9 protein-coding genes are annotated in these 12,764 nt (G+C 57.8%); 5 read left to right on the top strand and 4 right to left on the bottom strand.

Features of this window, described 5'->3' with window-relative positions; genetic code table 11:
• Positions 1–2: 2 nt before the first annotated feature.
• Positions 3–1,445: a TldD/PmbA family protein gene (locus tag K0F75_RS24015; protein ID WP_219064459.1), complete on the bottom strand. Its 1,443-nt coding sequence runs from the start codon at positions 1,443–1,445 to the stop codon at positions 3–5.
• A gap of 111 nt (positions 1,446–1,556) precedes the next feature.
• A complete protein-coding gene (locus K0F75_RS24010) occupies positions 1,557–2,210 on the bottom strand; it encodes an RraA family protein (RefSeq protein WP_306823071.1) in 654 nt (217 codons plus the stop codon).
• A gap of 374 nt (positions 2,211–2,584) precedes the next feature.
• On the opposite strand from K0F75_RS24010, the gene K0F75_RS24005 reads away from it, so the two are divergent.
• The 5 genes from K0F75_RS24005 to K0F75_RS23985 are packed head-to-tail and all read left to right on the top strand — an operon-like array spanning position 2,585 to position 9,793.
• Complete coding sequence (locus tag K0F75_RS24005) at positions 2,585–3,406, top strand: hypothetical protein (RefSeq protein ID WP_219064457.1); 822 nt, start codon at positions 2,585–2,587, stop codon at positions 3,404–3,406.
• Positions 3,403–6,714, top strand: a complete 3,312-nt coding sequence (locus K0F75_RS24000) for a LysM domain-containing protein (RefSeq protein ID WP_219064456.1) — start codon at positions 3,403–3,405, stop codon at positions 6,712–6,714. The genes K0F75_RS24005 and K0F75_RS24000 overlap by 4 nt, the downstream gene beginning before the upstream one ends.
• Positions 6,699–7,691, top strand: coding sequence for a tetratricopeptide repeat protein (locus tag K0F75_RS23995; RefSeq protein ID WP_219064455.1), 993 nt, complete (start codon positions 6,699–6,701; stop codon positions 7,689–7,691). The genes K0F75_RS24000 and K0F75_RS23995 overlap by 16 nt, the downstream gene beginning before the upstream one ends.
• 58 nt (positions 7,692–7,749) lie before the next feature.
• Entirely contained in the window at positions 7,750–8,742 is a 993-nt protein-coding gene (locus tag K0F75_RS23990; RefSeq protein ID WP_257604476.1) for a tetratricopeptide repeat protein, read from the top strand.
• 58 nt (positions 8,743–8,800) lie between these two features.
• Positions 8,801–9,793 carry a tetratricopeptide repeat protein gene (locus K0F75_RS23985; protein WP_219064454.1) on the top strand — a complete coding sequence of 331 codons (993 nt, stop codon included), beginning with the start codon at positions 8,801–8,803 and terminating at the stop codon, positions 9,791–9,793.
• A gap of 62 nt (positions 9,794–9,855) precedes the next feature.
• On the opposite strand, the gene betA is transcribed toward K0F75_RS23985, so the two are convergent.
• On the bottom strand, positions 9,856–11,559 hold the full coding sequence (betA, locus tag K0F75_RS23980) for a choline dehydrogenase (RefSeq protein WP_219064453.1): 1,704 nt from the start codon (positions 11,557–11,559) through the stop codon (positions 9,856–9,858).
• Positions 11,560–11,642: 83 nt separating this feature from the next.
• Positions 11,643–12,764 (bottom strand): betaine-aldehyde dehydrogenase (gene betB / locus K0F75_RS23975; protein WP_219064452.1); only part of this gene is annotated, 1,122 nt, incomplete at its 5' end.

Raw genomic sequence — 12,764 nt, 5'->3', positions numbered from 1 at the left:
CATCACGCATCCCCTCCGAAAACATCGACCCGGGAAAATACACAGGCGGGTGAAGCATGGCCGACGCGGACCACCTGATTAGGTTCGCCTTTGCCGCAGTTGGGCGTGCCAAGGACCTCAAAGGTACTGGCATCGCCAACAGCGCTGAGGTTGCGCCAGAAGTGCGCGGAAATGGCCCGGTAGTTCGGGTTTTTGACCACGCCTTTGAGTTCGCCGTTTTCGATCAATTGACCCCATTCGCACCCGAACTGGAATTTATTGCGTGCGTCATCAATCGACCAGGAGCGGTTGGTCGACATCAGGATGCCGTGCTCGATGCCACCGATCAGTTGTGCGAGCGACTGGTCGCCGGGCTCGATATTCAGATTGGCCATGCGGTCGATGGGCGGGCGGTTCCAGCTGCATGCGCGGCTGTTGGCGACCCCTTCCATGCCGGAGCGGTATTGCGACAACGCGCCGCCCAGTGGTCGAATCAGCAAGCCTTCGCGGATCAGAAACTCTTTGTTCGCTGGCGTGCCGTCGTCGTCATACGCGTAGCTGGCGAGCTGTTCGGGTATGTCCGGGTTGAAGGTCACGTTAAGCAGTTCGGAGCCGTATTGCAGACTGCCGAAGTCACTGGCTTTGACGAAGCTGGTGCCCGCGTAATTACGCTCGTCGCCGAGAATGCGGTCCAGCTCCAGCGGATGGCCGATGGATTCGTGGATTTGCAGAATCATCTGGTCCGGCGTCAGCAGCAGGTCGCGCGGTCCCGACGGGGTATTGGGGGCCATGATCAGTTGCAAGGCCTGATCGGCGACCTGTGCTGCCGCGCCAATCAGCCCACAGTTGGCGATGACTTCGGCGCCGCCTTGCTGGCCAAAGTTGTCGCGGCCGAGGCTGCGGGTCTGGCTGTCCTGGCCGTCGTAAGCGGTGACGCTCATTCCCGGGTAGACGTAACGCTGGGCCTGACGAATCTCGGCACCGGCGCTGTTTAGATAAATCTGCTCGACGTTCTCCAGGCCAAGGCTGACCTGCCAGCTCACCAGACGTTTGTCGGCGGGCACGGCGGCGGACTCTGCGCCCAGCAATTGGTAGCACTCACTCAGTGATGGGAAGGCGTCACTGAGGTTGGGCGAAAGATAATCGGCGCGGCTGCTGGACACCGGCTGGTCGCGCAGATCCAGGAGGGCGTGGGGTGCAAGATGCAGAGCGTGTTGCTCGGCTTTTTCCAACGCGGTCTGTAGCCCCCGTTGCGAGACATCGTTAGTCGCGGCGTAGGCTTCGACGCCGTTGATCCGCACCGTCAACATCGCGCCTTCGTCACGGCTCAGGTGCGGGGGCTCGGCGACGTTTTTGCGTACCGACAGGTGTTGGCTGGTTTGCTGGACGTAACGCAGCGAGAAAAATTCGGCGCGACTCTGCAAGGCGGCAAACCGCTGCTTGAGCTGAGCGGAGAAATCGAACATGCAGAGAGGCTCCTTTTTGCGGGCATCGCCGATGTAGGAGCGCTTGCCCGCGATCGACCGCATCGCGGTCGCAAAATAACTGACAGGGTTACAGGTTCAGCCTGAACAGTTTTAAACCGGGCAACCCTTGCTGCGCAGGATCGCGTCGAAGCGGTCCTTGTCCAGCGTGCCAGCTTCGATCGCTTCCAACGTGGCTTTTTCACGCGCTAGCAGGTCGTGGCAGCGCACCAGCAGTTCGGCCAGTTCACTGCGGGCTGCGGCGACTACGCCGTCACCGTCGCCAATCATCAAGTCGCCGGGCATGACCAGCATGCCAGCGCAGGAAATCGGTACGTTGATTTCGCCGCCACCGTCGGTACTCGGGCCACGGTGTACGCCGCCGATGGCATAAGCCGGAAGCTCGCCGGTCTGCCACTCATCGAGGTCGCGCAGGGCGCCGTTGATGACCACGCCGACGATGCCGGCCTTGAGTGCCATTGCGCGCATGATGCCGCCGAACACTGCACGGGTCAGGTCGGCGCTGCCGTCGATGACCAGCACATCGCCGGGACGGGCCATTTGCATGGCTTTGAGGATCATCAGGTTATCGCCAGGGCGAACGCGCACGGTCAGGGCGCTGCCGAGCATCGGGGTATTGCCATGGAATGCTTTGAGCCCCAGACCGCCGACATTGCGGCCCAGGCAGTCGCTGACTGCGGCGGCGGGAATCTTGCTGAAGGCTTGCAGCCATTTCGGATCGAGGGGTTCAGCGTTTGGGTTGATCATATAGCCCGTGGGCCATAAGCTCGAAGACACTACATCAAACATAGAAAAAGCCTCGTGGCCAGTCAGGGCTGGCGCGTCGATTGAAGCAGGGGTTGATCGTTTGCGTGGCAATAGATTAGGCCTGCGCACAGGTCAGGATCAAGTGCGGTCAGGTGCAGGGGCCATTACGGTCATCTGTTGAGCGTCGTAGCGGCGCGCCTATAAAGTCCAGACTGGCAGCAAATGCTGCAGACGCTACCCACCCTCTCGTCGTCGATGTAGGACTCATCCTCAAACCACACCGGAAACGTCTCCTTCGTATCCCCCCGCATTGAACCCGTTCGTCATCCACGGCATGTTTCGCCCTTTCTGGCAGACCTATCAAAGGACGGCTTATGTCTGACGCGATCATCCGGTTTCTTGACCGTCCCACCCTGAACGGGCCTCGTCTGGAACAGGGGCAGAAGATAGCGTTCCTTATCGAAGCCGCCCACGCGCCTGCCGCATGGACGGTACTGATGCAGCAAGGCGCGCAGTACAACGTTGACCAGCTGTGGTTCGGCACGCCGTTTCAGGCGCGCATGGCCCAAGGGCCCTCCTGGTTTGTGGTCAACGCAGCGTGCGTCGACGGGCTGGCGGAGGTGTGTCATCAACGCCCCGCCGGCATGGCTTTGACCTGCACTGACCCGGCGCAGGCACTGGCGCATGCCCGAACATTATTGAGCATGACCCCGCCGAATGTATTGTCGATCCACGACCCCGCTATCTGGGCCGCGCTGGCAATGGAAAACACCCGGCAACACGCCTGCCTGTTCGGGCCGTGGAGTGAGGTCTACACCCCGGTTCCTGGCGTTAATCCCGCATCACGCCAGTGGCATGCCTGGAAAGCCGAAACACCCGCCGCAGGGCCCTGCGAATATCCCCTCGCTTTCCCGGAGACCCTGTACTCGACCTACAAGGACATCCGCTGGCTGCACTGGTTACGGCAGAACCCGCTGCACTTTGCCCAGGTGCCAGACCGCGAACTGCCCCGCGTAGTCACCAACCTCAACTTCTTCGTGAAGCACGGCATCGGCATCGACCGTGACCTGTTGCAGCTGTCTGCGCTGCTCACCCACGGCGACGTGCGCGAGCGCGAAGACCTGCTCCCGATCCTTACCTCGCGCGAGCGGCCACACCGTCGGGTCGAGCAGCTACTACAGGGATTACAGCCATGACCACTCACATTTATACCGTCCAGGAAGACGACACCCTTAGCGGTCTCGCGCAGCGATTGAACAGCAGTGTCGACGAATTACGGCGCCTCAATCCCTTTATAAACAACCCGAACTACATCCGCACGGGTTGGACACTGAACGTGCCGGACACCGCCGACGCACCCGTGGCGGACAGCCCGCCGCCCGCACCAGACCCCCGCGCCCTGGAGGTGTTGCACCTCGATCCCGTTGCCGCGCCGCCGGAACACTGCACCGTCAATTTCTGCGGCGAGCAGCCGTGCACGCGAGACACCCATTACGCCGACGTTATTTACGAAGTCGGCCAGGAGCGCTTCTGGCTGTTGCGCGAACACACCCTCAACACGCTGGTCGCCGCTGCCGATGGTCTGCAAAAAAAGCTGCTGACCACCGATCCCGACTCACGCATCAACGCCCTGAATGACGCGGGCCTGCTGGAGCCCTTTCTTGAACCCAAAACCAGCAGCTTTCTCGATGCTCAGGACAGTCAGCGGTATCTGGAAATCGAGCATGAGCTGTCGACGATCAGGGGCGAGATTGAACGCACACAAGCAGAGGCCAAAGCGCAGAACGGCCTGAATATCGATAACACGCCGAACATGTCGGGCGAACAGCGCAAGTACGTAGGTGAACGGCAGCGTGCTTATCAGCCATTGCGTCAGCAACACGCTGCACTCGATGCCAAGGGCCATAAAATCGCCCGCGAACGCGGCTACAGTTTTGAAGACGGTCATCTGTACAGTGCCGAGGCGATGAAAGCTCGCGAGATCATCCAGCGCTACCTCAAACAGCGCCAGATTCTGGTGGATCTTGGTAAGCCGCACTTTAGTCAGGAGCAAATAGCTGAGTTTCAAAAGGAATACGACACGCTAAAAGCCGATCTGAAATACACCTACAACCGAAACGCGCCGCTACGTTTGGATGCCGAGCAGTGGCTGTTGACACATAGAAAGCAATTTCACTATTCCGAATTCACAAAAACCCTTCTCGAAGCCGCCGCCTACGGCCTGGCCTTGCCCGAGTACGCCCTGCAAGGCGACAGCGGGGATATTCAGCAAGGGTTTGAGGCGTACGAGAAGTACCACGCCTTGCTCAGGCAAAAAGCAGCCCTGGATCAACACGTCGAAAAATCATTCGACAATTGGGTCAATGTTGCCAAACAACAGCCTCCGAGCAGCCTGTTCTCCACGGAAGCCGTGCAGTGGCAGGCACTCGAAGCCCAGGAGCAGGCGCTGAAGACAAAGGCCGAAGAGTTCGTCAAACATTCCAAACCCCTGCGTCATCTGCTCTGGAACCCCGAGACCTTCGCGCCACAACCGCAACAACGGCTGGTGCGTACCCACTTTCCGTTGCGAGAAATCAGCGTGCCTACCGAGCGCACACGCCTGCGCCACTTGAGCCTCACCGACGTGCTCAACCACCTCAACCAACGCGCCCGTGACCTGCTCAAGGAAGACCTGAACAAAGCACTGGCCCAAGCCAAAGACCCGACCTTCAAAGTGACGGCGGGCAATACGAGTGCCGACCCGGACCTGTTCACCTCCTGGCTGAAAATGAATGACGCTCGGCCCATTGAAATCCAGGACGCTTGGTTCGACCGCAACGGCTTCTTCCAGCCTGAAACGTTCAAGCGCTACATCAAGAACGAGCAGATCTACATCGAGAACCTGCGCGACGATGCCACCTTCGACGCGTGGGGCGAAGACCTGCGCCAGATGCTGTTCAAGCAAAGCACCCTCGGCCCGTTGCGCTTGTTCGATAACAGCCCGCAAGCGCGCTTGATCCGCTGCTTGACCCCGGCCCCAAGCAGCGTGCAACTCGCCAGCCAAGTCCTCGCCCCCAGCGTCAGCCTGAAAAAGGGCCTTGGCGCGTCGGCCAACGTGACAATGGATGTCAATCTGGCGCAAGGCGAAATTGAGGTGGCCTCGTTTGAGTTGCCTGGGCGGGCTGACGCGGAAGACATGACGCTGAGCTACAAGAACGAGAACGACGACCAGGGCCAGAAAGTAGCAGACGGTATTGTCAAGTTCGGAAAGGTTTGCCTGACCGGCAGCATCAAGGCCTGGGGCTTCGCCGGCGCCTCAATGATGCTCAGCGCCAACCTGCGCGTGGGGCCGAACAAACAGGAAAACGACGACCTGGGTATCGACACCGGCCGCGACGCGGAGCGCCGCCTCAGCCGCGCAGAAACCGGCCTGAGACCCTACATCCGCCACGACGACCTCCTCGGCGGACAGTTCAACCTGTTCGCTGGCGTACAAGGTGGGGTCAAAATCAATGGCTCGCTGCTCTGGACTCCGCCCGACGACCTGCTGACCCTGAGCCACCCGACATTCAAGAAGCGCGTCGATAATGACGGTTGGTTGGAACTCGCCACCCTGGGCATCGACGCCTCCGCCGCATTGGGTGTCGGCACCAAGGCCGGGCTTAACCTGTCCCTGCAAAACGGCTACGTGATCCTGCGCATGAACGCCGCCATCATTGCCGGCCCCGGCGTGCAAGGCGCCTTCAACTTCATCGTGGGCTACAAGGCGATTATCCAGATACTGGACATCTTCAATAAAGCCCTGGTTGAAAACAACTATAAGAAAATGGTCTGGGTACAACCGGAGGCCTTCGCCTACTTCAGCAAACTGCAACTGCTTAGCGCGCTGGGCGTGGATGTGCAGTGGGCATTTTTGAGGGGGTATAACGTTGTGAGTCGGGTGTATGACGCGATAAAGGCCGGGGGGCGGGCAGGGCCGATGGCGCGGGATGTTGTCCTAAACATAAAAAACGTCGATTTTAAAAAATGGTATTCCAGCTTGACGCCAGAGGGGTTGGGGTCACTGCTTGCCACTTTAATGAGTACGCCAAAAGCCTTTGCTGTAATTGAAGGAGAGCACAAGGAAGAATACAACGTTCGAGCGGCACATCTAGTTCAGCAACAAGCGATCGAAATCATTTTGAGTTCCATCTATGAGAATGCCACGGCAGGCTCAGACAATAAAACCACCTACGAAAGCCTGGCCTCGGCACAAGAACGGTTCGGCAAAGCAGTGCTGCGTTTTTCATCTTTTAATAAGCCGGATTATCCCCGCTTTACTTATTGTGAAAATGTATACCGAATGAGTAATTTCATGGCGGCAAATGCTGGTGAGCGACAACAAGATAGAAGCATGCAGGAACGTTATAGAAAAGCGAGGCATCGATTGGGCGAGGCGATGGACACTGCCTGTGATTTTGCATCAATGACAAAATGCTGGGACCCAGATGCAGGGACGGAGCTGGCACCATGGCCAAAATATTGATTGTCGCAGTGAAAATAACCGGACTGCTGTTGCTGTTCAGTCATTGCGCCTGGGCTCAATTGACAGCCGAGCAAGAGAAGGCACGAATTAAGGGCGTCTTTCTTTACAATATGGATGATGGCTATACGTCTAAACCTTTTCTTGAAATAGCCGCAAACGCTGGAGATGGTGAATCTCAGTATTATCTGGCAGAACTTATTCGACTTCGGAAAAAACATATCAGTCCCGAGGCGCAAGCGCTGTACGAAGCCGCCGCCGAAAAAGGCGATATCTACGCCATGATGCGGTTGGCCGATAAAGGTGATGACCTTTGTCACATCATGGAGAATTGTCCGCCTGATATAAAAACACCTCAGCAGTGGTCGGAAACCGCTCGTGAACTGGCTAAGGAACGGGTGAGTCAAGGCGACACCGAAGCGATGTACCAACTTTTTTTACTGACCGGTAAATTCGACTGGCTAACCCAGGCAGCAGAGTCCGGCTTTCCAAGGGCTCAATACAGGCTCGGAGGGATATACGAAGATGGCTTTGGCACTTTCCTGATCCCCGGTAACCGGAAAAAGGAAATCGAGAAATGGTACAAGGCCTCGGCGGAAGGCGGCTATCCACCCGGTATGAACAGTTACGCCGACTTTCTGAATGCACGCGGAGATCGTCAAGGGTTTGCTTACTGGATTGAGCAATCGGCCAAATCCGGAGACTTTGGTGCCATGTCCGACTATGCGGCTTGGGCGGCACATATGCCCGACGAAGTCGGCTATCCGCTTAATCTGGTAAAAGCCTATGGGCTAACACTGCTCATGGCGGAAGCGGATCCCGGCAGTGGGCCGTCATCGCCGGGCTACGGAGGGCAAGTACTGCCCAAGGTCGCCGCCAAAATGACCCCCGAACAAATCGAAGCCGGCAAGGCCTACGCCAAAGAGTGGGCGAAAACCCATCCGCCGCTGTCAAGATTTCCACCTAGGTACGGATATTAATAGTCGCTGGGCGCTTCATTTAAAAAATGAATCGCCCATTACTATGGATGGCAACTGTATGCATAAAATGTTTGTTGATTTCACAAAGACGATTTTCACGCTATTTATCGTCTGTAACAGCGCTTGGGCTGAATTAACACCAGAGCAAGAGGAGGCGCGGGCTAAAGGCATATTCTCATACAATATGATGAGGGGGTTTACCGCGAAGCCTTATTTGGAAATAGCCGCCAAGGCCGGTGATGGGGAAGCCCAGTATTATCTAGCAGAACTTATACGGCTCCGAAAAAAACATATTACCGCCGAGGCGCAAGCGCTGTACGAAGCTGCCGCGGAAAAAGGCGATATCTACTCAATGATGCGATTGGCCGATAAAGGTGATGACCTCTGTCACATCATGGAAAGCTGCCCGCCTGATATAAAAACACCTCAGCAGTGGTCGGAAACCGCTCGTGAACTGGCTAAGGAACGGGTGAGTCAAGGCAACACCGAAGCGATGTATCAGCTTTTTTTGCTGACCGGTAAATTCGACTGGCTAACCCAAGCAGCAGAGTCCGGCTTTCCAAGAGCTCAATACAGGCTCGGGGGTATATACCGAGAAGGGTTTGGCACTTTCCTGATCCCCGGTAGTCGGGAAAAGGAAATTGAAAAATGGTACAAGGCTTCGGCGAAAGGCGGCTATCCACCCGGTATGAACCGTTACGCCGACTTTCTGAATGCACGCGGAGATCGTCAAGGTTTTGCTTATTGGATTGAGCAATCGGCCAAAGCCGGAGACTTTGGTGCCATGTCCGACTATGCCGCTTGGGCAGCACATATGCCCGATAAAGTCGGTTACCCGCTTGATCTGGTAAAAGCCTACGGCCTGACGTTGCTCATGGCAGAAGCAGATCCCGGCAGCGGGCCGTCATCGCCGGGCTACGGAGGGCAAGTACTGCCCAAGGTCGCCGCCAAAATGACCCCCGAACAAATCGAGGCCGGCAAGGCCTACGCCAAAGAGTGGGCGAAAACCCATCCGCCGCTGTCGAGATTCCCGCCTAGGTACGGATATTAATAGTCACTGGGCGCTTCATTCCAAAAATTAAGCGCCCATTACTATGGATGGCAACTGCATGCATAGAATGTTTGTTGATTTCACAAAGACGATCTTCACGCTATTTATCGTCTGTAACAGTGCTTGGGCTCAATTAACACCCGAGCAAGAAGAGGCGCGCAGCCAAGGTCTATTTTTCTTAAATATGATCAAGAGTGCAAAGGCAAGCCCCTTCCTTGAAATATCAGCCGAGGCTGGAGACACGGAGTCACAGTATTACTTGGCTGAAATTCTAAGGCGGAACCAAAAAGTTATAACGCCGAGATCTCAGGAACTGTACGAAGCCGCCGCTGAAAAAGGCGATATCTATTCAATGATGCGATTATCCGATAAAGGTGATGACCTTTGTCACATCATGGAGAATTGTCCGCCAGATATAAAAACACCTCAAGAGTGGCTGGAAAGCGCACGCTCACTGGCCAAAGAAAGAGCCGCTCAGGGGGATGGTGAGGCCATGCAGCAACTTTTCATGATAACCGGTCATTTTGATTGGTTAGTCAAAGCAGCGGAGTCCGGCTTCCCTGATGCGCAGGAATGGCTCGGCTCTTTATATAAAGAAGGTGTTGGCACTTTTCTGATCCCCGGCAACCGGAAAAAGGAAATCGAGAAATGGTACCGGGCCTCGGCGGAAAGTGGCTATGCGCCGGGTATGAGTAGCTATGCCGATTTACTGCAAAAATTTGGAGATCTCAAAGGTGCTAGTTATTGGACAGAAAAAGCAGCCGAGGCCGGTCACTTTGGCTCCATGTCTAGTTACGCCGGGTGGACTGCTCATATGCCCGACGAAGTCGGCTACCCGCTTGATCTGGTAAAAGCCTACGGCCTGACGTTGCTCATGGCAGAAGCAGACCCCGGAAGAGGGCCGTCATCGCCTGGATACGGAGGGCAAGTGCTGCCAAGGGTCGCAGCCAAAATGACCCCCGAACAAATCGAGGCCGGCAACGCCTACGCCAAAGAGTGGGCGAAAACCCATCCGCCGCTGTCGAGATTCCCCCCTAAGTACGGGTATTGATGCCAGCTGGGCAGGGCGTGAAGGGTCTGACGCGGGTGCAGGACACACCGCGTCAGGCAGGCTTACTGCGCCGTACGGCTCACTTCACGCAGCGGTTTGCCGCGTGCAGGCTTGTCGCCGGCCACATAGTAGACCGCCGTGCTGCGGGGCAGGGGAGACCGGCCACGGATTTTGTCGGCGATTTTTTCGGCGATCATGATCGTGGGGGCGTTGAGGTTGCCGGTGGTGATCAGCGGCATGATCGACGCGTCCACCACACGCAACCCCTGCACCCCATGTACACGGCCATCTCCATCGACCACAGCCAGCTCGTCGGTGCCCATCTTGCACGAGCAAGAGGGGTGGAACGCCGTTTCGGCATGTTCACGCACGAACTGATCGAGTTGCTCATCCGTCTGCACATCGATGCCCGGGCTGATTTCACGGCCACGGTACGGGTCCAGCGCTGGCTGCTGCATGATTTCCCGGGTCAGGCGGATGCCGTCGCGGAACTCTTGCCAGTCCTGCTCGGTGGCCATGTAGTTGAAAAGGATGCTCGGGTACTCGCGCGGATTTTTGGATTTCAGCTGCACGCGACCACGGCTCGGCGAGCGCATGGAGCCGACGTGCGCCTGGAAGCCATGTTCTTTCACGCCGTTGCTGCCGTTGTAGTTAATCGCGACCGGCAGGAAGTGGTACTGAATGTTCGGCCACTCGAATTCTTCTCGCGAGCGAATGAAACCGCCGGCTTCGAACTGGTTGCTGGCGCCGATGCCGGTGCCGAGGAACATCCACTCTGCGCCAATGGCCGGCTGGTTCCACCACAGCAGTGAGGGGTACAGCGAAACTGGCTGGGTGCAGGCGTACTGCAGGTACATTTCCAGGTGATCCTGGAGGTTCTCGCCCACACCTGGCAGGTCGTGAACCACCGGGATGTCCAGGCTCTCGAGCAGTGCGGCCGGGCCGACGCCGGAGCGCTGCAGAATCTGCGGCGAACCGATGGCGCCGCTGCACAGCAACACTTCTTTGCGCGCTTTGGCTTCGATACGGGTATCGCTGTCGCCGACCATGTAAGACACGCCGACTGCACGCTTGCCGTCGAACAGAATCCGGTCGGTCAGGGCGTGGGTGACGATGGTCAGGGTCGAGCGCTTTTTGGCTTGATCGAGGTAACCGCGAGCGGTGCTGGCGCGACGGCCATTGGGCGTCACGGTGCGGTCCATAGGGCCGAAACCTTCCTGCTGATAACCGTTCAGGTCGTCGGTACGCGGGTAACCGGCTTGCACACCGGCTTCGACCATGGCGTGGAACAGGGGGTTGTTACCGGCTTTAGGCGTGGTCACACTGACCGGGCCGTCGCCACCGTGGTAGTCGTTCGGGCCGATATCGCGGGTTTCCGCCTTGCGGAAATACGGCAGGCAGTCGAGGTAGCTCCAGTCTTCCAGACCTGGGGTTTTCGACCAGCCGTCGTAGTCCATCGCGTTGCCACGGATGTAGCACATGCCGTTGATCAGCGAAGAACCGCCCAGGCCCTTGCCCCGACCACATTCCATACGGCGGTTGTCCATGTGCGGTTCTGGATCGGTTTCGTACGCCCAGTTGTAGCGGCGACCCTGAAGCGGGAAGGCCAGCGCCGCAGGCATTTGGGTACGGAAGTCGAAGCGATAGTCCGGTCCGCCTGCTTCGAGCAGCAGCACGGTGACGCCGGGGTCTTCGGTCAGACGGGCCGCCAGGGTGTTACCGGCAGAACCGGCCCCGATGATGATGTAATCGAATGCTTGGGACATTAAATGCACCCTCTGTTAATGGGCGGGGGTGTGTCAGATGTGCCGCCTTCGCGAAAGTATTCGCGAAGGCAGCCAGTGGGATGTCAGAACACCGACGCGTAATCGCCCAGTTCAACTTGTACGGACTTGATGCGGGTGTACTGCGCCAGCGAGCTGATCCCGTTTTCACGACCCACGCCCGACTGCTTGTAGCCACCGACCGGCATTTCTGCGGCTGACTCGCCCCAGGCATTGATCCAGCAGATACCGGCTTCGAGCTGGTGAATGACGCGGTGGGCGCGGTTCAGGTCTTTGGTGACGACCCCTGCGGCCAGACCGAATTCAGTATCGTTGGCGCGGCGGATCACTTCTTCCTCGGTGTCGTAGCTGAGGATGCTCATGACCGGGCCAAAGATTTCTTCGCGGACGATGGTCATCTCGTCGGTGCAATCGGTGAATACGGTGGCTGAAACAAATGCGCCTTTGGCCAATTCACCTTCAGTCAACCGTTCGCCGCCGCACAGCAGGCGAGCGCCTTCTTCTTTGCCTTTGGCGATGTAGCCCAGCACGCTTTCCATGTGGGCGAAGCTCACCAGCGGGCCGAAGTTGGTGTTTTCATCCTGCGGGCTGCCGACGCGGATGCGCTTGACGCGCTCGACGATTTTGGCTTCGAAGGCGGCTTTCAACGCGCTCGGTACGAACACCCGAGTACCGTTGGTGCACACCTGACCGGAACTGTAGAAGTTGGCCATCATCGCGATGTCGGCTGCGCGGTCTAGATCGGCGTCGTCGAAAATGATCAGCGGCGACTTGCCGCCCAGCTCCATGGTCACGTCTTTGAGCGACGAGCTCGACGCGCTGGCCATGACTTTCTTGCCGGTGTCGGTGCCACCGGTGAACGAAATCTTTTCGATACGCGGGTGTTCGGTCAGCCAGGTGCCCACTTCACGGCCACTTCCGGTCAGCACGTTGAACACGCCGTCCGGAACACCGGCTTCGGTGTAGATCTCGGCCAGCTTCAGGGTAGTCAACGACGTGACTTCGCTCGGTTTGAAGATCATCGCGTTGCCGGCCGCCAGGGCTGGGGCGGACTTCCACAGGGCGATCTGGATCGGGTAGTTCCAGGCGCCGATCCCGGCGACTACACCCAGCGGCTCGCGGCGGGTATAGACAAACGAAGAGGTGCGTAGCGGGATTTGTTCGCCTTCGATGGCCGGGACCAGGCC

The sequence above is a fragment of the Pseudomonas sp. UMAB-08 genome (assembly GCF_900095225.1).
Classification (GTDB): domain Bacteria; phylum Pseudomonadota; class Gammaproteobacteria; order Pseudomonadales; family Pseudomonadaceae; genus Aquipseudomonas.
Note: the sequence above shows the minus strand (reverse complement) of the source record. Positions and strands in the feature narration are given on the sequence as shown.